23 protein-coding genes, 1 other RNA gene and 1 pseudogene are annotated in these 22,738 nt (G+C 46.1%); 12 read left to right on the top strand and 13 right to left on the bottom strand.

Annotated features, from left to right (window positions below):
* Positions 1-18: 18 nt before the first annotated feature.
* Together CWE09_RS04490 and CWE09_RS04495 are read right to left on the bottom strand one after the other, a co-directional pair.
* On the bottom strand, positions 19-960 hold the full coding sequence (locus tag CWE09_RS04490) for a methyltransferase (RefSeq protein WP_126802808.1): 942 nt from the start codon (positions 958-960) through the stop codon (positions 19-21).
* Positions 951-2,360: an iron-containing redox enzyme family protein gene (locus tag CWE09_RS04495; protein WP_126802809.1), complete on the bottom strand. Its 1,410-nt coding sequence runs from the start codon at positions 2,358-2,360 to the stop codon at positions 951-953. The genes CWE09_RS04490 and CWE09_RS04495 overlap by 10 nt, the downstream gene beginning before the upstream one ends.
* Positions 2,361-2,562: 202 nt before the next feature.
* On the opposite strand from CWE09_RS04495, the gene CWE09_RS04500 reads away from it, so the two are divergent.
* Both CWE09_RS04500 and CWE09_RS14235 read left to right on the top strand, forming a co-directional pair.
* Complete coding sequence (locus CWE09_RS04500) at positions 2,563-3,630, top strand: S66 family peptidase (RefSeq protein ID WP_198679612.1); 1,068 nt, start codon at positions 2,563-2,565, stop codon at positions 3,628-3,630.
* A gap of 10 nt (positions 3,631-3,640) precedes the next feature.
* Positions 3,641-3,697 (top strand): annotated as a pseudogene (locus tag CWE09_RS14235) (hypothetical protein); the annotation flags it as partial.
* Positions 3,698-3,820: 123 nt separating this feature from the next.
* Here CWE09_RS14235 and CWE09_RS14240 read toward each other — a convergent pair.
* Positions 3,821-4,408 carry a PDZ domain-containing protein gene (locus CWE09_RS14240; protein ID WP_241974357.1) on the bottom strand — a complete coding sequence of 196 codons (588 nt, stop codon included), beginning with the start codon at positions 4,406-4,408 and terminating at the stop codon, positions 3,821-3,823.
* Positions 4,409-4,668: 260 nt separating this feature from the next.
* On the opposite strand from CWE09_RS14240, the gene CWE09_RS04510 reads away from it, so the two are divergent.
* Entirely contained in the window at positions 4,669-5,265 is a 597-nt protein-coding gene (locus tag CWE09_RS04510; RefSeq protein ID WP_126802811.1) for a hypothetical protein, read from the top strand.
* Between the two features lie 161 nt (positions 5,266-5,426).
* Complete coding sequence (locus CWE09_RS04515) at positions 5,427-6,164, top strand: hypothetical protein (protein WP_126802812.1); 738 nt, start codon at positions 5,427-5,429, stop codon at positions 6,162-6,164.
* 700 nt (positions 6,165-6,864) lie between these two features.
* Here CWE09_RS04515 and CWE09_RS04520 read toward each other — a convergent pair.
* Positions 6,865-7,833, bottom strand: coding sequence for a hypothetical protein (locus CWE09_RS04520; protein WP_126802813.1), 969 nt, complete (start codon positions 7,831-7,833; stop codon positions 6,865-6,867).
* A 602-nt stretch (positions 7,834-8,435) separates the two neighbouring features.
* Here CWE09_RS04520 and CWE09_RS04525 point away from each other — a divergent pair.
* Positions 8,436-9,098, top strand: a complete 663-nt coding sequence (locus CWE09_RS04525) for an inovirus Gp2 family protein (RefSeq protein ID WP_126802814.1) — start codon at positions 8,436-8,438, stop codon at positions 9,096-9,098.
* Positions 9,099-9,140: 42 nt separating this feature from the next.
* Here the strand turns inward: CWE09_RS04525 and CWE09_RS04530 are convergent, their stop codons facing one another.
* Positions 9,141-10,007, bottom strand: coding sequence for a hypothetical protein (locus CWE09_RS04530; RefSeq protein ID WP_126802815.1), 867 nt, complete (start codon positions 10,005-10,007; stop codon positions 9,141-9,143).
* Positions 10,008-10,162: 155 nt separating this feature from the next.
* Positions 10,163-10,645, bottom strand: a complete 483-nt coding sequence (gene radC / locus CWE09_RS04535; RefSeq protein WP_126802816.1) for a RadC family protein — start codon at positions 10,643-10,645, stop codon at positions 10,163-10,165.
* 121 nt (positions 10,646-10,766) lie between these two features.
* On the opposite strand from radC, the gene CWE09_RS04540 reads away from it, so the two are divergent.
* From CWE09_RS04540 to CWE09_RS04555, 4 genes are all read left to right on the top strand, one after another.
* Positions 10,767-10,964 (top strand): AlpA family transcriptional regulator, encoded by a 198-nt coding sequence (locus CWE09_RS04540; protein ID WP_126802817.1) that lies wholly within the window; start codon positions 10,767-10,769, stop codon positions 10,962-10,964.
* Positions 10,965-11,291: 327 nt separating this feature from the next.
* Positions 11,292-11,465: an acetyltransferase gene (locus CWE09_RS04545; RefSeq protein ID WP_126802818.1), complete on the top strand. Its 174-nt coding sequence runs from the start codon at positions 11,292-11,294 to the stop codon at positions 11,463-11,465.
* A 331-nt stretch (positions 11,466-11,796) separates the two neighbouring features.
* Entirely contained in the window at positions 11,797-12,780 is a 984-nt protein-coding gene (locus tag CWE09_RS04550; protein WP_126802819.1) for an AAA family ATPase, read from the top strand.
* A gap of 5 nt (positions 12,781-12,785) precedes the next feature.
* Positions 12,786-15,248, top strand: a complete 2,463-nt coding sequence (locus tag CWE09_RS04555) for a S8 family peptidase (protein ID WP_126802820.1) — start codon at positions 12,786-12,788, stop codon at positions 15,246-15,248.
* 42 nt (positions 15,249-15,290) lie between these two features.
* Here CWE09_RS04555 and CWE09_RS04560 read toward each other — a convergent pair whose 3' ends face one another.
* Positions 15,291-15,851: a tyrosine-type recombinase/integrase gene (locus CWE09_RS04560; RefSeq protein WP_126802821.1), complete on the bottom strand. Its 561-nt coding sequence runs from the start codon at positions 15,849-15,851 to the stop codon at positions 15,291-15,293.
* 119 nt (positions 15,852-15,970) lie between these two features.
* On the bottom strand, positions 15,971-16,393 hold the full coding sequence (locus tag CWE09_RS04565) for a JAB domain-containing protein (protein ID WP_126802822.1): 423 nt from the start codon (positions 16,391-16,393) through the stop codon (positions 15,971-15,973).
* A gap of 131 nt (positions 16,394-16,524) precedes the next feature.
* Here CWE09_RS04565 and CWE09_RS04570 point away from each other — a divergent pair, with 131 nt between their 5' ends.
* From CWE09_RS04570 to CWE09_RS14145, 3 genes are all read left to right on the top strand, one after another.
* Positions 16,525-16,719 (top strand): helix-turn-helix transcriptional regulator, encoded by a 195-nt coding sequence (locus CWE09_RS04570; protein ID WP_126802823.1) that lies wholly within the window; start codon positions 16,525-16,527, stop codon positions 16,717-16,719.
* A gap of 162 nt (positions 16,720-16,881) precedes the next feature.
* Positions 16,882-17,064: a helix-turn-helix transcriptional regulator gene (locus tag CWE09_RS04575; protein ID WP_126802824.1), complete on the top strand. Its 183-nt coding sequence runs from the start codon at positions 16,882-16,884 to the stop codon at positions 17,062-17,064.
* A gap of 87 nt (positions 17,065-17,151) precedes the next feature.
* Complete coding sequence (locus tag CWE09_RS14145) at positions 17,152-17,328, top strand: hypothetical protein (RefSeq protein WP_157982810.1); 177 nt, start codon at positions 17,152-17,154, stop codon at positions 17,326-17,328.
* A gap of 209 nt (positions 17,329-17,537) precedes the next feature.
* Here the strand turns inward: CWE09_RS14145 and CWE09_RS04580 are convergent, their stop codons facing one another.
* The 5 genes from CWE09_RS04580 to ssrA all read right to left on the bottom strand — a co-directional run bounded on the left by CWE09_RS04580 (position 17,538) and on the right by ssrA (position 22,674).
* Positions 17,538-18,095 carry a hypothetical protein gene (locus CWE09_RS04580; protein ID WP_126802825.1) on the bottom strand — a complete coding sequence of 186 codons (558 nt, stop codon included), beginning with the start codon at positions 18,093-18,095 and terminating at the stop codon, positions 17,538-17,540.
* Positions 18,096-18,402: 307 nt separating this feature from the next.
* Complete coding sequence (locus tag CWE09_RS04585; protein ID WP_126802826.1) at positions 18,403-19,644, bottom strand: hypothetical protein; 1,242 nt, start codon at positions 19,642-19,644, stop codon at positions 18,403-18,405.
* Positions 19,641-20,792, bottom strand: coding sequence for a nucleoid-associated protein (locus CWE09_RS04590; RefSeq protein ID WP_126802827.1), 1,152 nt, complete (start codon positions 20,790-20,792; stop codon positions 19,641-19,643). Before CWE09_RS04590 ends, CWE09_RS04585 begins: the two co-directional genes overlap by 4 nt.
* 118 nt (positions 20,793-20,910) lie before the next feature.
* On the bottom strand, positions 20,911-22,128 hold the full coding sequence (locus tag CWE09_RS04595; RefSeq protein WP_126802828.1) for an integrase domain-containing protein: 1,218 nt from the start codon (positions 22,126-22,128) through the stop codon (positions 20,911-20,913).
* Positions 22,129-22,318: 190 nt separating this feature from the next.
* Positions 22,319-22,674: a transfer-messenger RNA gene (gene ssrA / locus CWE09_RS04600) on the bottom strand.
* Positions 22,675-22,738: the final 64 nt, after the last annotated feature.

The following is a 22,738-nucleotide window of genomic DNA, read 5'->3' on the forward strand; positions in this document are numbered from 1 at the left end:
TGCGCTACTTACGCAAACTTACCCAAGCTGGCGCAGCGTCAGCACCACCGCGGCTATTCTCTCGACATCCTCATAATCAGTCTTGAGCAGCTCCTCCCCGAATACATCCGGGTCTACTTCCTGGTAGCCCCAGCGGCAGTGACGACCCTCTGTCCTGCGCTTAAGTTCCTGCAAAAACAAGTCCTCGCCATCAACAATGGCTACACCTGTGTATAGCACCAGTGCGCCACCCGCAGCCAGGCGCTGTAACGCAGTATCCACGATTTGCAGGGACAACCCCGCCCCCCGCAGGCCACCGCCATGGCGATATACCCGTGCTTCAGGGTCGTGCATATAAGGCGGATTAGCCACCATCAGGTCAAAAGCGCCATCGACGGAATCTAGTAAGTTACTTTGGTAGGCAGTCACATTGCCGGTGCTGGCGATATCCGCGTTGACCTGAGTGTAATCAATTGACAAAGGATTAATATCAACCGCCGTCACCGCAGCCTCAGGGAGCCGCTTGCCAAGGTACGCAGCGCCCGCCCCAGACCCACAACCGATATCGATCGCCGATCGGATATCATCACTTTCACCTTGCAGGTGCTGCTCAATGGCGCGGGCAAAGCGGTAGGTGTCCGGCCCGAAAAATACCGCATCGTTTTTATCCGTTGGGTACGCCGAATGCACAAACAGGGAGCCGTCCAGCGTCGACCAGCGTACCCTTGAACGCCAGCCCTCGGCGCATGGCTCAAGCACTTCAGCTTTTTCCATCAATTGCCAGAGCTCATCACTTAGCAAGGTTTTATGAAAAGGTAAGCACCAACCAAACACATCGCGCAGCCCTTTAGCCATACGCTGACTGTGGCGCTGTAAATAATACTCGTGGGTCTGCGGTGTGACAGTAACAAACTGGTAGGTGTCGCCTTGCAGGTAGCGGCCAATATCAGCCAGGGCCTGCAACTTAAGATTTAACGGCATAAGTATTTCCAAAACATGCGAGTTGCCAGCAGCCCTGCTGCTGTGGTGTGTGTTTGCGGCGCCATAAGCTGAATTAAGCGTCGCATTTTGTCGTCAGTGGGTAACCCCGTCACTTCGCGCTCGAAGCGCTGTACATCAGAGTCCACATCGCCTTCGTTATTTTCTACCGGATTATTCGACGGCGCTGCGCAATTGGCGCTCGGCTGCGCTGGTTGTACTAGCCTGGCGACCTTGTTACTGGCGTGCTGATCCGCGCGGTTAGCCAGCCAGTCACCGGCTATCCAGTCGTAAATTAATTGCGCCTCATAAGGACTAAACACCCCAGCCATTTTGGCATTGTCCCCGGCAATCAACTGCCAGAACCGGCTGCGCTGCGGGTCCTCATTGCGTTTAACCCAGCGACATTTAACCATGGCATTGAGGAAAGCTTTTATTTGCCCTGGGGTCTGTAACCATTCATTTACCGTTTTACCCTCAATCCGGCAAAAATCGGAATGCATATTGGTACCATAAAAACGTTTCTGCTCTAACATCTTCACGGTCTGTTGCTCGAGATTAAAGGAGGCGAGCAATGCCTTGTAATTGAGTCCTAGCTGATTCAACCGGTACCCGGCCTTAACCCGATCGTAGAACGTGTCTGTAGAACCAACAGCTGGTGCCAGGCGCTGCACAACGTCCACTGCCTGGCGGGCATGGCCGGTACTGGCGTTGTCCGTAGTAACGTGTAGGGTAAAATAGTAAGGGTCAATACCCAGCTCTTTAAGCTCGTAGGCGGTAATCAGCATATGCAAAGGTGGCTGCTCGTAGCCGAGGTTATAGCCGAGGATCTCGGGCACAAACGCCTCGCTGTTATGGCCCAGAGCCAGTTGAATAGCGCCCTGTAAATATAACGAATCTGCTTCGTTGATGTGGTTAAAACAGCCGTTACGCTCGAGCATTTTGCGATACAACAAAACATGGTTTTGCTGCGCGTTCCCTACGCCCAGCTCTTCAATATAGGTTTTAATCAAGGGGTAGAAACGCTCATCTCGCCAGTGCCGGGTAAGCCCATAGAGCCAGGCGCCGTCCACGAACTTAGTCGGCGCAATGGCCTGCAAATAAAATAGCGCGTGGGAGCGGCTCTGAAAATACTCGCGGGGCCCACCAGCTTTGCGCTTGCTCAGGTAGGCTTGATAGGCGTCGCCTACCTCAACCACATGCGCATCGGACCACTGGGTCAAATTCTGAATATCGTCTGGTAAATCACATGTCAGTGCGCGCGCCTGGCCAAGCTGCGCGGCGATAAAGCAAAGAGCCTGCTCGCGGTTATTTTGCGTGTCGGGATAGTGTAAAAACGACTGGTAAAGGCTCTGTATTGTAGATGTTGTTTCTTGCTGCACATGGGTGTCACAGGTCAACATTCGCACCTCTTTATGGCTAAGCTACCATGGGTTCATCCGGAGAAAATAAATTGAACTAAGCGTAGCTTTTTTTTCCGCAGACCGGCGTTGATTAGGTGTAAATTTACGTTTCAGGCCAGTTTCGGACAATAACATACCAGGCGTGACCTCGTGATCTGCCAGCTGCTATTATCATTGGACAATCCTACCAGCAGGCATGTAAATGAAATTTCCCAAACCCTTGCAGTCCGGCGCAACTATTGGCGTCACTGCCCCCTCAAGCGGCGTCGAGCCGGCTTTACATAGCCGCCTGGACCTTGCGCTGACGATGCTGCGTAAGCGGGGCTTTAGCGTAAAAGAAGGCAACTGCCTGCGCAGCCAGACCAAGGACACCAGCGCACCGGCGAAAGTGCGGGCTGAGGAGCTGATGACGTTCCTCATCGACCCCGAGATTGATGCCATCATGCCGCCCTGGGGCGGCCAGCGCGCCATTGAGCTTCTGCCGCATATGGACTTTGAGCGACTTAAAAGCTGCTCACCCAAGTGGTTTTGTGGCTTTTCCGACATTAGCACCCTGCATATGCCGCTCTCCCTGATAGCTGGCTGGCCGACGTTGCATGGACCCAACTTAATGGAGCTAGCAGCAACCCCGTTGGACGCCAATACAGCGGCAATCTGGGATTTGCTAGGCTGCCAGCCAGGCCAAACCGTTGAACAGCAGTCATCACGATTTTATCAGCAAGAGGTTGCCAACTGGCTTGAAGACCCGACCGCAGGACTGCAGCAAACAGAACCCACTCGCTGGCGGCGACTGGACCAGAAGGAACAGCCGTTACAGCTTCAAGGCCAGTTGATTGGTGGCTGCCTGGACACCCTGAGCCGCCTCGCAGGCACCGTCTACGGCGATGTGCCAGGCTTCATTGGTGTGAGCAGTAACAAAGGTGTGCTTTTGTACCTGGAAAACGCTCAGATGGAACCACTGGAAATGCTCCGAGCCCTGAAAAGCCTTGAGTTCCATGGCTGGTTTAGTGGTATCAGCGGCCTCCTTCTTGGCAGAAATACCGGCCCCGACGCCTCCTCTGACGATCATGTAAGCTATATCGACGCCTTGCACGCTGTTTTTGACAGCATGCCATACCCAACCTTATATGACGTCGACATCGGCCACAAACCACCGCAGCTGTCGCTGGTTAACCTGGCCTGCGCCACAGTGGATTACGCCAAAGGCGGTGGTTCAGTGACGTTGGCGTTTGACGACCGCGTTGGGTGCGGAAGCCGACGCACACGATAAAATGCTGGACATGGTGGAAGGACTCTTCCCCTTGCTTGAGCAAAGTGACGTTCTCACTGACGAGAAACAAATAGAAGATATCGCATTGCTTCTGGCGCGTGAGCGTGATCAGGTGCTGATAGCTCTGAACGCTAGAAAATCACTGATCCTATTCTTCGGGGAGAAGCCAAACAGGCCTCTATTCTGCAAACTAGTCCGTTTGCTTTACCAGCGCCTTTTCAATATTTTGCAGGTGTCTCTTGTAATGGCAAAGCATTGCAGCAAACGCAACAAGAAAAGAGCTCGACAAGCAAGCCACGATCATCACAGCTATCAACTGAAAGTTAATAACTTCACTAGGCCCTGCACTTTGACTATGAAGTCCAAATTCAGACATGAGGACTAAGCCAGTTCCTGCAATATTCAAAATTAAAAATGTCCAGGCAACGATCATGATTGCCTTTTCAGCATTACTAGGCTCATCAAACGAGCTCTCGCCTAACGCACTACTGCTTGTTGAGCTTGTTGCCTCAATCGGTGTTGAGCTCGGCAGAAGCTTAAAAAACTCACCATCTCCATCTTCTACCGTTGCCCCTGGTTCATCCGCGCTCAGTTGTATCGCAAATTCATCTTGGCCTCTTTTGATCTCTATCTCAGCATGAGCTGTTTGATATACTCGATTTAAATCTGCCTGGCGAGAAACCTCATGGCCGTTTATGCGAAGAATGTAATCTCCGTCTCGGGCTCCGAGCTCCGCTAAAGGGGAGTTCTCTGTAAGAGTGATAATGCGAAGCGTCATGATCTTATCCTTGTATCACTTGTTAAGTAATTGTTTTATAACACGCTACTACGTTCTAACAAAGCACCATCCTGTCCAACACGACACCACAGACAGTTTATAACTTGACACTGAACAAAAAACAATCAACTCTACCAATTCATTAGAACAACGAATGTGTGGAGTACGACTATATGGATGTTGATAGGGTCATGCTTTTAGAGGTCCCCACCAGTAGTTTCATATTCAAATAAAAAATACCAATATAAGTGGGCGTTCAAATGAATAATTTTGACTTCGGCGCAATATCGGCCATAAGCACTTTGGGCCTTTTCCTACTAGCGGGCGCAACCGCTAATTCTTGGATTAAAGAAAAGCGGATGGAAGCTGAATATAAAAGTGTTCGCAGCCTTATCGAGGCTGCCAACCTTGTGGGGTCTCTTTTATCCGAGCTCAATAAAATTGAGCAGCTAATAGAAGCTAATGATAAGGCTAGTAGACGCGATATTCTGCGAAAGACGGACGACCTATTACGCCTCCAACTGACCCTTAAACGCAGTGAAGCCGAAATAACTGCCCTCGGTTATTCTTATGGCTCTTCAAAGGAAGTAAAAGACGGTATTGAACATCTCCACGGTGTAATTTTTCAGCTAAGCGGCTTAACGTCCATGACTATTCTCGGTCAGAAGGGGGAGGAGCCTGGTGGGGACTTTACTATCGCGGGCCTACAAACTGCGTCAATTAAAGGCCTCCGTGATAGTGCAAGGAAGCTGCAGGAAAACTTTTACACCACGGATGTTCAAAGCAGACTATCTAGTACGCACCGTAGCTGGTTTACCAGAGGAAAAAAAAATCATAGTTTGGTTCAAACGCAATAAGACAAAGATCCAGTAGGAGTTGAATGTTCTCATGCGCCCTATTCCTGCCCTGCATTTGTGGTTTAAACGTCAATGCAACTGAAGCTATCGGTGCTGCTGGCTCATAATGAGCTACTGCCTGTCCGACTATTTTCAGTATATTTTATAATCATGTTAACATAATGTTACCTGAAGCTTTAGCTATCCATAAAAAGGAATTTGAAATGAAGCCACCTTATCGTCAGTACCTTATTGCAATATTCTCGCTAGTGATTCTTCTTGGGTGTGGCAACTATGAGTCAGAAGAAACAACGATAAGGTTTCAAGAGGCTGAGCCTCGGCCCGATATTGACTTTCAGGTGATAGTGGATACATACCCCTCCAACATGAGTCGTCGCGTGAACATAAATCTGCCTGAGCGAATTAGTGAAGATCAACTTGCTAAGCTTGCTAAGTACTTATCTAGCACCGAGAGACAGGATCAAAACCATAACCGCACGTACATCTTGTACTATGTTCAGGGTGAATCAAGAGGAACGGCTTGGGCAACTACACATTTCGACCCTGATTTGGAAGTCAAGATACTTGGGGCAACAAGTCAGCAATTCGACGACCTCACTCAAGATGCGCCAGGTGTGGATATAGATGGTGAAGTTCTTGGCCAGTGGGTTGCAAACTCGGGGGTATCTTATCGCATGCTCCTGCACCGCGCAGAAGACTCAACCAACTACATCACATCAATATTTGCTGATGGCAGCTCCGGCACTCAAGAGGTAGAGACTTCTCAGCACGCAAGAGGAACAAAGCTGCAATCAGAAAGAGGACGGTCTTTTGATGAATATTTCATTCTCAACTCACAAGGCCGCTTAGAGTTCTGGGACGAGAGCGAAAACTACTATACTGCAGAGGCTATGGATTGATTTTCTATAATTTTAACGCACAAAAAAGAAAGGGTGGGTGAATAACACCCACCCCGAGCAGGCCGTTTTTACCACAAATTACTAAACAAGGACCCTAACCCATAGAAGAATCAATATTTGCGCTACTGATACTCGCTGCTGCAAGCGTCCATGCCAACAACAACACCAACGCCGTACGCCCCGGGGTGGCTGCCTTGGCGGAATCCTTTATGGAACAGCGACAACTGGGGCCCCCAAAATAGACATGATAACGGTTGCCGGTCGCGATACCTTAAGCCGGGCGTTAATCACGGATGCTTATGGAGATAAAACAAGTCATGGAAGCCACCCGGGCCACCGCCATGATCAACAACCTCCTCCCAACAAGCGCTAGCGGCATAGAAACGGACGCAAGTTCAACTCCCGTCTTTGGGCCTCTAAGCCCGGAGAATGGTGGGCGGGATTTACGAAAGCCATCCATGGCTTTCGCCCTTCAGGTCGCCGGCTGCGCCGACGAGCCAAAACGCTCCCGGCGTTTTGGTGAACCCGACACGCGTTCTGCGTCCAAACCAAAACCACAAATAAAAAGGGCACCCGCTTGGGTGCCCTTTTTGATTTGGTGGAGCTGGCGGGATTTGAACTAAAAAGCTAAGCATATGAATTTAAACAATTTTAATATAAAAACCCAAGCATAGGAATACATTAAGGAATACAATAAACCTCACTTAGTCAAGGAATCGGCTTTCTCCCAAACCAACCGCGTTACATACGCACTTAACTTACGTGGACCACCCGCCAGCTCAACTAACATGGCGTGAGTTTCTCCGTCCAAAACCAAGTTTGCTCTTTCTTTATCCTCTTTGCTTGCGCCTTGTCTTTCTCGTAGGTTTCTTTTCGTAGCTTTTAAAGCCGACTCCTTATACTCTCGCGATGCTTGCCAAATTGAAAATACCCCTATTACTCTAGATATACCGAAGCTAGCCATTGATTCGCACTTAGCTCCAATCATGTTTTTATGATCTCGCAAGTAACGCCACATTATATTCGCGTCATCCTCAGAGTACACTTTCAAACCCTTAAAATAGTCTAACTCTCTGGCCCCATCCATATTCTCTTTCAGCGTCCGAAGCAGAAGCTTCTTTGTCGTGACACTGTCGCTCCAATAGCTAACAAAATCATGAACACAGGACAGCATGCTTTCGGTTGAATCAGGTATAAGCTCTAATCCAAGCGACTCATAGCGGTTGGGCTCACCCTCTAATGTATCTTCAAGAAATCTGTTCTTAAAAGAATCAGGTAACTCAAGTTCATAAGGTGAAGCGTTTGAATTAGGGCCTTGATTCTTTACCACTACCGCGCCTCTAAGATAGAACCAAAGAGCAAATAACTCCCCCGGACTCAGTTTAGCAATCCAGCCGATATCCTCATCGTCCAGAGTGCTACTGCGCCACAGCGCTTCTGCTTCCCTCCAAATTGGGGATTGAAAGTGACGGTGACGCTCCCCTTTAAACCCTTCTATCAAATTAAGCACTTTTTCTCTCTTATGTTTCGTGCTCGGAGAAGTGACTGAACGATGTATTTGCTCTTTTTCAATTAGGAAATTATATAACCATACTGCTAGTGCTTCACTCTTCTTGAGATGCTTCTCAAACGAAAATACTTGCTCAGATTTACTACTGATTTCACTCATTATATTACTCCCCACATAAACCCTTTCAGTGATCCAGACAAAGGATAGCACTTAAAGAACCTATAAAACACCCACAAAACACCTTTAAAAAACGTTTAAAAAACCATTAAAGCACCTACAAAAAACCTTTAAAGAACTCTTAAAAAACCTGGACAGATAGATATATAAACGGTCGGAAAGCCACTGATATCGATATTTTTAGCGTTTATCATGAAGTTTAGCTAACGGTGTGATACCAACCATCATACGATGCGGCCACTGCAAATTTATCGATTGAGCTTTCCGATATTACTGAGGCTTAAGCCTTACAAGTTGATTATCGAAAGTGCTGACTCAAGGTGAACTTAAAATCAGCGCAACCCTTCGACATATAATCAGCCCATAATGCTTGTTACTGAGCGACAGCTCCACGAACCATGACCATCATTAAGTCGGTAATAGTTAGTATTATTATTGCTTAGTGGTGCGCTACGTATACGACATGGCAGCAACCAAAGCTGCCACCTAAAGTGTGATGTAAGAAGCCAGGGGTCAGAGTAAAATATGTAAAACCATACAGTCTCGATAGTTCCTATGACACAAGACCACATAGGAAACTAATCATGTCAAATGCATCCCCGCTAAATCCAAACCTTCAACTTACAAATGAAGCTGACTTCAAGGGCCTACCGATCTACACCAGTAGAGGTCCACTTGTCGTTGGATGCCTTGAACGTATTCTTCTGACCATCAATAAATCACTAAGTGAACACCCTAGAACACTTGCAGTTCGTTTCGACCTGCGCGTACCTGTGAGATATATTGAAAATCTAGACTCCAGTGTTATTACCCGTTTCTTCGAATCTTTAAAGAAGCAAATAGCGTGCGATACGGCGAGAAAGCAAGCAAAGGGCACTCGGGTGCATCCTTGCTCGGTTAGGTACGCATGGGTAAAGGAAAGTACAGATGAGTTTGGATACCCTCACTACCACGTACTACTGCTGCTAAATCGTGATCGTTTCCATTGCCTTGGGGATTACGGTGCTAAACAAGGGAACCTAGCGGCTCGAATTAAAAAGGCATGGGCAAGCGCTTTAGGGCTCCAACAGTCGAAAACCATGGGAGCTGTTCACTTCCCTGAAAATTGTTTGTACGCGTTAGATATCAACTCAGATACGTTTAACGAGGTTTATCCAGCATTGTTTTTCCGAGCGAGCTATATGGCTAAGCTTGAGACTAAAAGGTACGGTGAAGGGAGCAGGTCATTTGGCACCAGCCGCAATTGATAAGGTAAGCCTGGGTGAGACCTTCACCCAGGCGCTATCCAGCTATCGTAAATCAGCAGGTTGAATATAGACAGACTCAATGAGCTGATAGCTTACTGGGTCATAGTCCTTAAACTCATCTGCACCATTTACGCCGTTGTGGGTATGATGGTCGATGTTGTAGTTGGCATTGAAGTACACTTGCGACAACTCAGCCCAGAACTCATCAGCGTTACTGCGCGCAAATGCCTCCTGACCGTTACCTTTAATCCACAAGTCAGTACCGAGTACCTCTTCATGACGACGACGTACTTCATCGCGCTGGTAGTCTTCCATATACACATTCATGACGATGTGAGCCATTTCATGTAGACATGTGTTCTCGCCAGTATCTTGTCCACGCTGATACGGATCGTTAGGCAAGGCTAGGATATTACGCTCTGAACACGTGGCTGTGGGGTTATCACGAAAGCCTGCTACACCACCACCAGCACAGTAGTTATCCAGGTGATGCCACTCTTCGAAGTATGGGATATCACACAGATCTTCATTGCGGCCATAAACGCTATAGAACGTACCGAAGTCGCGTAAGCGATCTACCATGTCTGGACGATACTGCACCATGGTGTCGATCATGTCTCCGAGTTCCTGTAAGGCTTCCCATGAGACGTTTTCACTACCAGTGATGTAGATACTCTCACCTAGGTAAGCACGCTCTAACATGTCGGTATAAGGCGAATATGCAAAGTCATCGACATCTGCAGTCAATACACAGCCAGAACAATCCGCTGGCGGCTGACCATCATCAGGGTCGGTGATCGGTGGAGTCGTACCACCTGTATCTGTAGAGCTGTCATCGTCACTACCGCCCCCGCAACCTATCATTAAAAAGAGAACAGCAAGACCAGAACTTACATTTCTAAAAGTCATATTTGACCTCCATGTCATTGAAATAAATTGATTTACTATTGAGCTATCGCCAAGCCACGACATACCTTTAGCAAAATCAAAAAATAAGGCTTTTTATCCATGATGTAGGTTTGAAGTTAGCTGGGATAGCGTCAACTACCCCAGCCCTTCATCATCTACAGTAAACCGCGTTCTGCAAAAGACACGCAGGTCTCTCCCACTACGATGTGGTCAAGTACTGGCACGTCAATTACCTCCAGGCAGCTTTTAATCTTCTCAGTGATGCGCATATCAGCCTGTGATGGCTCTGGTATACCTGATGGGTGATTGTGCGTCAGTATGACGGCTGCTGCGTTGGCCTGAATCACCGCTTTAACAATCTCTCGCGGATACACAGCGGCAGCGTTGATAGTGCCCTGAAAAAGCTCCTGGAACTCAATCAAGCGATGCTGACTGTCCAGCAACATGATTCCAAACACTTCACGATCATAGTTTGAAAGCTTCAGCTGCAGGTACTCCTTAGTTAAAGTTGGACTGGTAAACGGCTCACTCTGCCTGGCGTACCGCTGAGCGATTATCTCAGACGCTTTCTGTAACACCTCTCGGGCCGTCATAGGCTCATTGCAAACATAGGCTTCTCTATCATTGGTTGTGTGCATGTTGCGCTCCTTATTAATAGCTAATGCACATCCGTGATATAGGCCTCAGTTTTTTTGGAATCGACTCCTAGCATCATTCTCTACGGGCTAGCACAATGCTTTGAGCATAGGAGCTCGTAAAATGAAATTAATGAAAATTAAAGAAGTAATGAACGTCACGACACTAGCTCGTGCCACCATTTACAAGTACATGGATTTAGGGCGCTTTCCCAAGCCTGTGCCGCTTGGTGGTCGAGCAGTTGCCTGGGTTGCTGATGAGATTGAAGACTGGATTGCACAGCGTGTAACTGAGCGCGATAACGAGATAGCAAAGTCATGAAACTTAGAACGTCTCAAACCTTCCAACCTCAAGTATTTCGGTGCTAAAGTAAGCAAGACAAAACCCACCAAGGCTCTACCTGCTTGGATACCCTCAAACCGGTGGGTTACTTTCATTTTTCTCAATGTCGCCAGTTCATGAGGGAAAGCATTATGCGTTCATCGAATCGGACCAAATACCCTGTCCATCCGGCAAAGAAAGCTGGAATGGCTAAGCTAGTCAAAGCTTATAAAAAAGCCAAAGCTGAGAATACGTTAGAAACAATCAACGTCTAACCTTCTGCGCAGATGAAGTGCTCGTATTGCCCATCGATATCAGGAACCATGTATGGTCAACAAGTTAAGCAAGTACGGGGTAACAAAGCCGGTTGTCCGCCCTTACATCAAGGCGACTAAAGAGCTAAACCTGGAAACTCCGGAGGGCCGTGAGCTTGTTTTGTCCGAAGCTAAAAATCAGCTTCGTATTCATCAGAAGACATTTGATCGCCTTGCATCAATGTAAATATGTTAACTTAGCGTTATTAGCCTCTATGGTTACCGGGAATCGGAGGTCCGATCTATGATTAGTCAACTAAAGCTAAACGACAGTCAAATCTTCGAGAAGCGCCTTCTTGAGAAAGAAAAGCTGCGCGTGGCTAATTACCAAGCCGCCCTTAAAGCGCCGAGTATGTCGCCACCGAATAAAGAGCGAGCTCTACGAACTCGCTTTGGTTTCCAATAGCGCCAATCACAATCCCTCCCCCGTCGACTTTAACTTCAAATAAAAGCTGACTGGTGTAGAATCCGCATGCTATACATAGTTAACACACGCTTTCAGTTTAAAAGGTTCAGTAATGGCCAGTTCAGCACAGCTTAAAGCTTTGATGCACGCGCACGTTTCAGGCGACCCTGAGCGCTTCCGCTCGGTTGCGCTGCAAGTAGCTGCGCACGAAGCGAAAATTGGCCACTTCAAACTTGCTGAAGAACTACGAGAGCTAGCCAATAAAGCTAAAAATCAAAAACAAGTTGTTCCGATATCTAAAGGGCAAACTGATTCATCGGGGCTTCTGCATGCCTCTAGTCCGTCTACGAAGCTCAGTGATCTGGTGCTTGAAAAAGAATCCAGAGCGCAACTTGACCGGGTTATGAAAGAGGTGAAACACCTTAATGAGCTGCGTTCACACGGCTTAAACCCCAGACGGAAATTGCTACTAGTTGGCCCGCCTGGCACTGGGAAGACCTACACAGCGTCGGCGCTAGCGGGGGAGTTAGGCTACCCTCTCTTTGAAGTCCGGCTAGATGCCGTAATTACCAAGTTTATGGGTGAGACCTCGCTTAAGCTGAGACAAATCTTTGATTCAATAGAAAGTGTTCGCGGTGTTTACTTTTTTGACGAATTTGACGCCCTTGGCGCGGACCGTGCTTCGGGTAATGACGTAGGTGAAGCAAGAAGAGTACTCAACAGCTTACTGACGATGATTGAGCAAGATAACTCCACGAGCTTAATCGTCTGTGCTACAAACTACAGTGAACTTTTGGACCGAGCACTGTTCAGACGCTTCGATGAGGTTGTGAACTACAACCTCCCTTCCGTTGAGAGCATCAAGACACTGATGGTACGCCGGTTACAGCCTTATGCACCAGCTCGGCTAGCTTGGACTAGTTATGCGAAACGAGCGCAGGGCTTGAGTTCGGCAGACGTCAAAGTTATCGCTGATGATGTCATCAAAGAGGTTCTTTTGTCAGGAACCAAAAAGTTCAAATCCGAATGGCTGACTAAAGCGATTAAAGAGCGTCAGCAGATTACCCAGAGGCCACCCCAAAATAATAATAGGTAAAGTTTATGGCAAACAAGGACGGTAAGCCCCACTTTCACATTGAAAACGCTGGAACAAGCCATGAATTCCGTAAGGCTTCCAGCCCAATTTACAAAGCACGTCCCACTCTTAATCCAAACGCACATGGTGCTCAACTTCTTGGGCACTTCGGTGGATTGATTCAAGCTCAAGAACATATCTCTCAGTTGCAGCCTCCGGCAGATATCGACCGAGTAGGCTTGCAAGTAACATTTGAGAGCTTCGAAGGTTTTGAACTTGTATTCGATGGCTTGTCCTCTGAGCATCAAGGCATTGAACTTTTAAATATTCAAATTAAACACAACACTTACTTCGCAACGGTCTTCATACCTGAGGGGAAGCTAGTTGTGTTCCAGCGAAAGCTCGAACAGTATGTTGAGACGAGTTCCAACGACAAACCTGCGAATAAAAATCTCATTGAGAGTATCGCCAACTTTTATCAAGCAACCCTTGAGTCACTCTGGACTGATGCCCCTGACTTGTTGCCATCTCATAAGCAGCAGGTCACATCGTGGGAAGTTTGGCTGCCGAGAGGTAATGGCCAAGCTGAGGTTGATTTTGAACGCCTAGCGCAGAGTCTTGAAATTCCGGTCGCTTCACGCAAGCTCGTATTCAGGGAGCGAGTGGTCCGATACATCGACGCTTCAACAGATCAACTCACCTCTAGCGTCCACTTACTAAACACGGTTGCAGAACTCAGGAAGCCTAAAGAAACAGCTGAGTTCTTTGATCATTTAACTATCGAAGAGCAACGAGATTGGTCCAGCGAGTTGCTAGAGCGCTTGAGTTATAAGCTTGAGGATGAAAATCCAACCGTAACCATAATCGATACTGGCGTGAATATCGGTCATCCATTACTAGCTCCCTTTTCAAGCCAGCAAAAGATATTTACTGTCAATGATGCTTTTGGCACAGCGGATGTCGAGGGACACGGCACTAATATGGCGGGCATTGCTCTCTGGGGCGATTTAAAAACCGCGTTAGAATCACAAGAGCCGGTGACCATAAGTCACAACCTCGAGTCAGTAAAAATAATCAACCAAGATGGTGATAACGAAGACCAGGCTTATGGTGCAATTACGATCGAGGCAACAATCTTACCAGAGATGATTGCTCCACTAACTAACCGTATTTATACGCTCGCCGTGTGCGCCACTGATACCCGAGATATGGGCCGACCATCGGCTTGGTCAGCTGCTATTGACGAGCTCTGTTTTAACAGAATTGGTGAGCAGGATCCAAAGCGCCTGTTCATCGTTGCTGCCGGTAACTCTAAAAAACAGCCCGCAGATTACGGGGCGTATCCAGCTTATCTCGACTCTCATCAAATTCACGACCCTGGCCAATCGTGGAACGCGCTTACCGTCGGCGCGTACACAGAAAAGGTAACTATTGCAGAGCATGGTTACACTGCCCCGGTTGCTGATGTTGGTGAAATTTCCCCCTACTCCTCGACATCTACCGAGTGGGATGGCAGAAAGCCAATTAAACCCGATGTCGTTTTTGAAGGTGGGAATGTGGGCCTAGAACCGACTGGTGGCTATAGCCTACCTTCGTTATCCCTTTTGACCACTGATCACAGTATTCAGGAACGGCTTTTCACCACGTTTTGTGCAACAAGTGCGGCAACCGCTCTTGCAGCCAACTTCTCAGCTAAGGTATTTGCTCGGTATCCCAATTTGCGACCGGAAACAGTCCGTGCACTTGTTATTCACTCTGCAAGTTGGACAGACGCCATGTATGCACAATTTGCTCCCGCTGGCACCGAAAAACAAAAATCAGCTAAGCTAATAAAGCGTGTTGGACACGGAGTACCAGACATTGAAAAAGCACTGGACAGCGCCAGCCAAAGAGCATCGGTAATTTTTGAAGACTCTATAAAACCTTTCAAAAAATATCAGAGCGTCAAATTTAACGAGCTGAGATTACATGATCTTCCTTGGCCAACAGAACTACTTCAAGGGCTTGGTAATACGGATGTAAAGTTGACTGTCACCTTGTCTTACTTTATTGAACCTAACCCGTCGAATCGTGCGTTTTCCAACAAATATTCATATCAGAGCCATAACTTGGGGTTTGAGCTTAAACGCTCTTTGGAGTCAAATGAACAGCTGTTGCAGAGAATTAGCACTGGTGATCGACCTGATGACTTTGAAGCCCAGGATGATTCAGGACAGTGGCGCATAGGTCCTAAAGCGAGAGCCCATGGATCCGTTTCAAAAGATGTTTGGGAAGGTACAGCAGTAGACTTAGCATCCATGGATAAGTTAGTTGTCGTTCCAGGCAATGGCTGGTGGAAAACACGCACGTCGTTCAAACTGCATGACGAAGAGGTGAGATACTCACTTGTACTAACCATAGAAACGCCTGCCAGCGATGTTGATCTATACTCAGCGATTGAAACTGTAATTCAATCTCAGGTTGCGACCCAAGTCGGCATCAATACCTAGCTAGCGCAAAAAATAAGCGTGCCCACCGGCACGCTTATGCTTTTAAAGCTCCAACTCCACAAAGTCCCGGTCCACGTCATCCTGAGTAATGCCAATGTAACGCAACGTCACGGCTTCCGACCCATGACGTAGCATCTTCATCACTCTGGCGATGTCTCGGGTGTTCTTGTAAAGGTGGTAGCCCCTGGTTTTGCGCATTGAGTGGGTACCGAGTGCCAGCCCTACTTCTTCGCCAATGGATGAAATGGCTCTGGACACGTAGCGGCGACTCAGTGGCTTGGGGCCTTTGTTCAAAGACCAGCGGTTGCGATAGGACTGAAACAAATAAACATGGTCCGGGTTTTCTGCTCGAATACGGTCTATTACCACCCTCGCCTTCTCGTTCAACTTAATTGTCGCCAGCTTACCAGTTTTGCCTTCTCGCAACGTTAGGCGGTCACTGTTGATGTCGCTGAACTTGATAGAAAGCAGATCCGATATTCGTAACGCCAGGTTAAGCCCCACATTCCAGATATCTGCCATTTGCTGGCCGTAAGTGCGCTGCAGTAAGTGTCCGACGAGTTTTACCGCATCAAGGTCTTTCACTGCTTGTACTTCACACATGCTAAGTTCCTCTTTTCTGAAATAACATCAAAACGGGAACTTCAAAGCCCCTTTTGCTCATTGGCTCCCGTTTTTAAAGGCTTGCAGTGTTCCCAAAATACCAATTTGGGAACTTAAGCCTATTTGCTCTCCAACAAGGCTCTGTTTAGCAGCCTCACATCGATTTCAGTCAATGCCTGATGAATGCCCCGGATGACATCTCTGTAATCCGCTGGGTTATCCACTACCAAGCCAGGTGACTCATACGTCATCACTGCGCCACTTGCGCCTGCTGACCTAACTACTTCCTGTACTGCATGCTTACTCACATACCCTGCTCTCACTTCACCGGCTTTGAACCGATGCACGTCGATCACGCTTCCCTGTTCATCCAGAAGCAGTAATCCAAAATCGCCGGTAGGTATCGGCTCTCTGACTTCAGGGTCGTGCTCCTTCCTTACCGAAGTAGTCACTTTTGGTAAAATCGCTGCGACGACCAGCGCGACTTCTGCTGCCACCAACGACCACTTCAAAACATCCCGATTATTAAAAATGCTGTGCATAGCTTGTCTCCTTTTAGGTTGGTCAATACGCGTATGCACATCAGTGATATAGGCCTGAAAAGTTTTGGAATCGAAGCATCCAGTTATTCTTTACAGGCTTGGCGAATCCTCTGACACAGAGGAGATCAATCATGAAATTCATTCGCTTACGTACCGTTCTTGAGATGACAGCTTTAAGCAGCACGACCCTTTATCGCCTGATTGAAACAGGCAAGTTTCCGCAGAACGTAGCCCTTGGTGAGCGATGCGTAGCCTGGGTGGAAGAGGAAGTTGAAGACTGGCTGGCGCAGCGTATTGCTGAGCGTGATGGAGGTGGGACGAACTAAAACTTAAATTTGCTCGCTAGCCTTTGTAATTGCTAAGGCATGCAAGAATCTTAGCGACAGCCATTAGGCTAGCAACAACTGCAAACTCCCTTCTTGAACAAAGGCCGCAACCATAGCGGCCCACTGAAACCAACCCAACGAAACCACTTAGGAGCAACGAGCATGCAATTCATTACCCTGAAAGAAGTCCTGGAACGAACCGCCCTGACACGAACGACCATGTATCGACTGATGATCGCTGGCAAGTTCCCAGAGAAGGTATCCCTCGGGGGCACAGCGGTCGCTTGGGACAAGTATGAAGTTGAGATGTGGATGGAGCAGCGGATGACTGAACGTACTGCTTAGATGAAAATGCTCGTGCCTTCTAATTGATTTTACGCCCTAAGCCCCAATGTCTTAGTTGAAAAAACATTCAACGAAAAATAGGGGCAAATGATGGACCACAGAAACACTGACAGTGCAGAGAGCGATTTTGAATTTGATAACTGCGTTGAGGAACACTTACGTTCTCTGGGTTGGCACGATAGCTGGAGCAACGCACCAAATGAGCTTCTTGATCCAGCGACGAAATTAGCTGAAAACGACCTAGGCCGCAAACGCAGAGGCTAAGCACTCAACAACTCGTACCGTCTTAACTCTTATTAGCGCTCTGTCAGATTTACCGACTAAGCCCAGAGCGCATTTTTTAACACTGTTCTATTGTTCAAAGCTCTTCGCTTTCACAGTAAAATTTAGTATTTAGAGGATTTTCACATTGTTTCCACTTTACTGAGGACTTTTAGTTAGTTCCCAAACGATAGGGAATAAGTTACTAAAACCTACAGCCTCGGAGGCTCTCTGAATATAACCATGGGTAAAACTTTCATACCTAAGTCAGTTAATTCCCACAAGTATCGATTTACTCCTCTGACCTCTAGCACTAAACCTCTATCCTTTAACCATTGCAATTCTCTCTCAATATCGCCTCGAGTTAGTCCACTATCAGCCGCAATCCCGCTCACTGTCCGATAATTAAACTGAGTTCGCAATAAAGAGGACATTACTTTCTCTCTGTCCTTCGTAACCTCATAGGCTAACGACTTAAGCTGATCAATATGCTCTGGCTCTGTTTGGCTTGCTACAAAATCTTCCTTTATTTGTCTCACTCGCATACGAGCTTCAAAGCCCGCACCTTTAAAGACACTGATCTTATCAATGTTCAAAAAAGCTAAACCAATAGCACCAGCTAAAATGGTAAATCCCATTTCAGTTGGCTGTCCTAGAAATCCAAGAACTGCCGTAACTACAAGTAATGAGGTAAGCGAGAAAACCGCTAGCACACAGTTAAAAATATCTGCTTTATTATTTCTATTTTCTTGCTTATTTGAACCATCCATAGCTTTCCTCCCTACATAGTTATCGATAGTGAATCTATAAATGTAATTATAAAAAATTCTCAAGCAAAATAAGTAGTAGACTTTGGAAAAATTTAATCAATAGTGCCATGATTGTCCGCTATAACTAGTAACTTACAAGCTTTTTAAAATTCTCAAGAATAATTGATTTTGCTTCTAGACGAAGAACGACCACATAGCTCACTAAATTATTTACCGCCACCTGAATATGCAAAACAGGTGGCATAAAAACTGAAATCACATTGCATAAGTGGTGTTATTTCAGAGGAAAGGTCGGATTTTACGTAATTCAAGAATTATTACTGCAACTACATAACTTCATTATCCAGTCCTGAAGTACCTGCATGTAGGGGGGTAATTCAGAACCTAAAATTATTATGCCCCATAAGGCAAGAGCCAGAGCTGATCCCCATAAATACCTGGTTACTCGTTTTTTTGCATCAGTTGCCACACCATCCAGTTCATCTTTAACATTTTTCTGAGGCGTTCTTATCTCATCATTGTCTGTTTCATGTGTATTTATACTTATTATTGTATCAAGCAAGCGTTGACCATTTTGAGAGATGTTATTTATATACCGTTTCGTCTCGGAATGAAGTAGAATTATAAGCGCGCCAACCGCGACTAAAATAAAACCCATTTTTAAATCGGACTCACCACGCTGGCGCATGAAAATAGTAGCAAGCATTGTTGCTGGCACTATCAGAAGCTTCAAAGTTGTCCCATGAATCGCTTCAAAAATCTTACCTATAATATCATTTAGCTTGTCGTAAAGCTCATTCAGTGACTTATCAAGGCCAAACTTGTTAACGTATGCTATAAACTCAGAGTCAAATATAGCGTCAATTTTATCTATATTCTCTAACACAGTACTTGCCTTCACTGAATCTTGATTTGAAAAAAAATCAATTACGGCCCTTTTGAAGATAACAATCTTGTCTTGAGCATGAGGCCCCTCAAATGAAGGAAGTCGAATCTCTTTTTTTGATTTATGCAGAGATGAGATAAAACTAGAATCAAAAGTAAAATCGATCATGAGTGAACTAGATTTGCCATCTGACTTAACCGAGTTCATCCAAAATGAAAATCTTGTGTCCTCCTGAGAGATGTAAGAAGCAGTCTGCTTCAATAAATTGAATGTGCGAATTATGCTTACTAAAGTCTGATCGTCTGCGTCAATTTTATTTATTTCGGAGTTAGCACCACCTTTATATAGAATAATTTTTTCTAATTCATCTTTGAAGTCACCACTTTCTTTATCAAGAAATAATGGAAGTTTAGTGTTTATGAATCCACCAATTTCAAAGATACATTGACTAGGACGGTAATCAAAAGAATATACCGTCATATTTTCTGTATCTACATCATAAGAATCGGGAAGTTCATCCTCGAGAATTTCATAATCTGCCTGAGAGTTTTCTCTAAAACTATACTCTCCCGGACAAACGAAATAGATAAGCATCTCACTTTTATATACATGATCTGCATAATCCCACAAACCCTCTAAGATTTGAGCAACATGTCTACTCACCCTTTAAGTGCCCGTTTAATTTCAGCAATGACATCAGCGTCCGTAACTTTTTCCTCAAAGCTTAAAATATCCGTAGAGGCATCAAATTTCAATGACGAATTAGAATTGACACCCTTTCTTCCGATATCATCTAAGCGGAATTTCACTTGAATAGAGTTGATATTAATATCCACCCAAACTAGAGTGTTTCTTTGCTCCGATGATAAAACGACTTTTTCATTTACAGGATAGTCGTTCTTAGTCAAATATCTTTTCAATTCACCTTTACAATGCGTATGACTTGCTGGCAAATGAGAATCTAAATAACTTTCCAAGTCATTAATTAATACTCCATCTCTATTCCTCGGGCTTGCTATAAAACTATGCATGCTGTCCTTTAAACTAATTTTAACTGACCGATTTAAACTCAAACTATCAAGAAATGAATTAAGACCGTTAATTAGGTTATCTGCTGCATCTTTATTCTTCACATAGTTTAACGCACCCAAGCCATTAAAAAAGTAGTCCCGCACTCCACCCTGGCCAGCTATAAAACACATGTCGCTATGCTCTTGCTGAGGATTACTACTTATATTACTTTTAAAGATATCTACATCAATACGAGCTGACTGGAGTAAATTAGAAAAGTCGATTGCTGGTACTTTGGTGATCCTATATTTGGAGTCAAATTGCAAAGCCTCAGAAGCCCTTATCATTGAAATATTTAAGATATTGCTTTCTGTGCCTGCAATTTTCACACCATTTCGAGCTCTGTAAGATTCATATAAAACTGCTGTTACTATAAATCCTGACTTGAGCTGTGAGTTATTTAGTTGACTTTTTAAGTGGCTAGAAACAAATGAACTCATCGCGCCTAAAAAATCTTTATTCGATGGCGTACTTTTATTATTGAATTCATGAAGCTTTGCTGCAAGCGAATTATTAACACCTCGGCCAGAGCTCAAGTTCGTATAAGTTTTAGCTCTACCATTAAATGAATGATCAAGCTCGTTAGCAAATGTAGTTGAGGCAACATCTTTGACGTTCCAAGGAACCCCAGTGTCGATAGTCCATTTATTGTTACCAACTTGATTAGTTGATTTCGGGGTAAATTGAAATGCAATTGCAAACTTAACTTCGCATTCCTGCTTTTCCGTTATGACGGCCATATCTTTCCATCCTTAGTTGTTATCGTGATAAGACATCATAAATCAGCTAACTTTGCAACGTTTTTGCAACACATTTCACATCATTAGCATCTAATACGCTTCACATGTTAAAATGCTCTTATAGCCTATTTAAATACTGACTCCACCACTCCATCAACTCGCGCCGCCGCTCTAAATAATTAGAGCGGTTATAAGCGCTCCTCACCTGGTTAGCATCAACATGAGCCAGCGCCGCTTCTATCAAGTCAGGATCTTTCCCCTCTTCATTCAAAATGGTACTCGCCAATGCACGCAGCCCATGACTCACCAACTTACCACCATACCCCATTCGCTTAATCGCCATATTGGCTGTTTGATTGTTCGTATGTGTCTGAGGGTTCCTCTGCGACGGGAATATATGCTCTCGCTCACCACTGATAGGCCTCATTTTATCCAGTATCCGCTTGGCTTCTGAGCTAAGCGGAACTGTATGCGCCTTTCTTTTTTTCATCCGCTCTGCAGGTATTACCCAGTCTATTTGGCCATCGTCATGCTCAACAAGCTCGTCCCAGCGAGCGCCAGCAGCCTCTGACGGTCTTGTCATGGTGTGAAGCTGCCAACGTATCAGATACTTTGTAGTTAAGGTCAGGCTGGCATCCTGAAGCTTCTCTAGAAACGCAGGTAACTCATCTGGTGCCAGTGTTGGCATGTTTCGCTTCTCTGGGCTCTTAAACGCAGAGCCTACCGCTGCTAACGGATTAGCATGAATGATGCCGCTATTCACAGCGTGGATCATTACTTCATTAACACGCTGGTTTACGCGCTTCACAGTCTCTAACCTGCCGCTTTCTTCTACGGGACGCATGACTTCAATTAACTTAGGGGCAGTGAGATCCCCGATTGGTGTTTTACCTAGCTTCGGAAAGACGTGCAGAAGTAAAGACCTCCAAATGTCATCTGCATAATCTGCGGTCACTTTTGTTTTCTTCACTTCAAACCACAAAGCAGTGACATGCTCTAAAGTTGAACGTGCCGACGCTCGATCGCTTTCAGCCTTCTCTTCTCGGCTCACTTTAGGATCCATACCAGCGGCCACCTTCGAACGGGCATCATCAGCCAAAGCTCTTGCTTGCGCCAGCTTTACATCAGGGTATGCACCCAACCCCATATTTAGTCGCTTTTTGGTTACCGGGTGAATGTAATTAAAGTTCCAGAGTTTGGAGCCATTCGCACGTACGCGAAGCTGCAAGCCGTTGCCATCAGTCATCACCCTGTCTTTGGGTTTGTCAGTATCATGATCTTTTGGTTTGGCGGTCTTAACCGCCGTGTCAGTGAGGCGTTTAGCAGCTTTAGGCATACCCGTTTCCCTGTTTATGTATTCCAAGAATGTATCCTAGCACGTGTGGAATACATCCTGGAATACATAAAGTTTGGGTTTAAGTGGGTTCTCTTGGTATCGAATTGATTAAAAAATACACACAAATAACGCTAAACGCCTGATTTTAGACATAAAAAAGGACGCCCTGGGGCGTCCTGATTCATTTAAGTGGTGGAGCTGGCGGGATTTGAACCCGCGTCCGCAATAACTCCGCTCTCGGTACTACATGCTTAGCCATCTCATTTAGTTAACTGCGTAGGTCGTCGAGTGGCAGACTACCAGGCAGCGATCTCGATTGGTTTTAACGTTTTGGCTACGAGAGAAGCCGCCACGCGATTCTGATTTAGATGACTATCCAAACCTGGTCTCTCAGACTAAGCGCCAGTGGATAGCTAGCGGGCTATTATGCCGCTAGAGCGTAGTTGTCGTCGTTTGCAACTATAAAGTTGAGGCTTTTTACGAGGCCAGCCTCACCTCGGCATGCACCTTAAGTTTCATTTATCCCGTCGAATCCAGATCAGCCCCGAATTCTGGTATAGCTTACTTACTTAAGATCCTGTGCAGTCTACCCTACTACCTGACATAACTC

Origin of the sequence: Aliidiomarina minuta, from assembly GCF_003987145.1 — a bacterium.
Lineage (GTDB): Bacteria > Pseudomonadota > Gammaproteobacteria > Enterobacterales > Alteromonadaceae > Aliidiomarina > Aliidiomarina minuta.

Bases quoted from the DNA above. Each gene is read 5' to 3' on its own strand.
- CWE09_RS04490 (WP_126802808.1), bottom strand. From the start codon at position 960: ATGCCGTTAAATCTTAAGTTGCAGGCCCTGGCTGATATTGGCCGCTAC.
- CWE09_RS04495 (WP_126802809.1), bottom strand. From the start codon at position 2,360: ATGTTGACCTGTGACACCCATGTGCAGCAAGAAACAACATCTACAATA.
- CWE09_RS04500 (WP_198679612.1), top strand. From the start codon at position 2,563: ATGAAATTTCCCAAACCCTTGCAGTCCGGCGCAACTATTGGCGTCACT.
- CWE09_RS14240 (WP_241974357.1), bottom strand. From the start codon at position 4,408: ATGACGCTTCGCATTATCACTCTTACAGAGAACTCCCCTTTAGCGGAG.
- CWE09_RS04510 (WP_126802811.1), top strand. From the start codon at position 4,669: ATGAATAATTTTGACTTCGGCGCAATATCGGCCATAAGCACTTTGGGC.
- CWE09_RS04515 (WP_126802812.1), top strand. From the start codon at position 5,427: ATGTTACCTGAAGCTTTAGCTATCCATAAAAAGGAATTTGAAATGAAG.
- CWE09_RS04520 (WP_126802813.1), bottom strand. From the start codon at position 7,833: ATGAGTGAAATCAGTAGTAAATCTGAGCAAGTATTTTCGTTTGAGAAG.
- CWE09_RS04525 (WP_126802814.1), top strand. From the start codon at position 8,436: ATGTCAAATGCATCCCCGCTAAATCCAAACCTTCAACTTACAAATGAA.
- CWE09_RS04530 (WP_126802815.1), bottom strand. From the start codon at position 10,007: ATGACTTTTAGAAATGTAAGTTCTGGTCTTGCTGTTCTCTTTTTAATG.
- radC (WP_126802816.1), bottom strand. From the start codon at position 10,645: ATGCACACAACCAATGATAGAGAAGCCTATGTTTGCAATGAGCCTATG.
- CWE09_RS04540 (WP_126802817.1), top strand. From the start codon at position 10,767: ATGAAATTAATGAAAATTAAAGAAGTAATGAACGTCACGACACTAGCT.
- CWE09_RS04545 (WP_126802818.1), top strand. From the start codon at position 11,292: ATGGTCAACAAGTTAAGCAAGTACGGGGTAACAAAGCCGGTTGTCCGC.
- CWE09_RS04550 (WP_126802819.1), top strand. From the start codon at position 11,797: ATGGCCAGTTCAGCACAGCTTAAAGCTTTGATGCACGCGCACGTTTCA.
- CWE09_RS04555 (WP_126802820.1), top strand. From the start codon at position 12,786: ATGGCAAACAAGGACGGTAAGCCCCACTTTCACATTGAAAACGCTGGA.
- CWE09_RS04560 (WP_126802821.1), bottom strand. From the start codon at position 15,851: ATGTGTGAAGTACAAGCAGTGAAAGACCTTGATGCGGTAAAACTCGTC.
- CWE09_RS04565 (WP_126802822.1), bottom strand. From the start codon at position 16,393: ATGCACAGCATTTTTAATAATCGGGATGTTTTGAAGTGGTCGTTGGTG.
- CWE09_RS04570 (WP_126802823.1), top strand. From the start codon at position 16,525: ATGAAATTCATTCGCTTACGTACCGTTCTTGAGATGACAGCTTTAAGC.
- CWE09_RS04575 (WP_126802824.1), top strand. From the start codon at position 16,882: ATGCAATTCATTACCCTGAAAGAAGTCCTGGAACGAACCGCCCTGACA.
- CWE09_RS14145 (WP_157982810.1), top strand. From the start codon at position 17,152: ATGATGGACCACAGAAACACTGACAGTGCAGAGAGCGATTTTGAATTT.
- CWE09_RS04580 (WP_126802825.1), bottom strand. From the start codon at position 18,095: ATGGATGGTTCAAATAAGCAAGAAAATAGAAATAATAAAGCAGATATT.
- CWE09_RS04590 (WP_126802827.1), bottom strand. From the start codon at position 20,792: ATGGCCGTCATAACGGAAAAGCAGGAATGCGAAGTTAAGTTTGCAATT.
- CWE09_RS04595 (WP_126802828.1), bottom strand. From the start codon at position 22,128: ATGCCTAAAGCTGCTAAACGCCTCACTGACACGGCGGTTAAGACCGCC.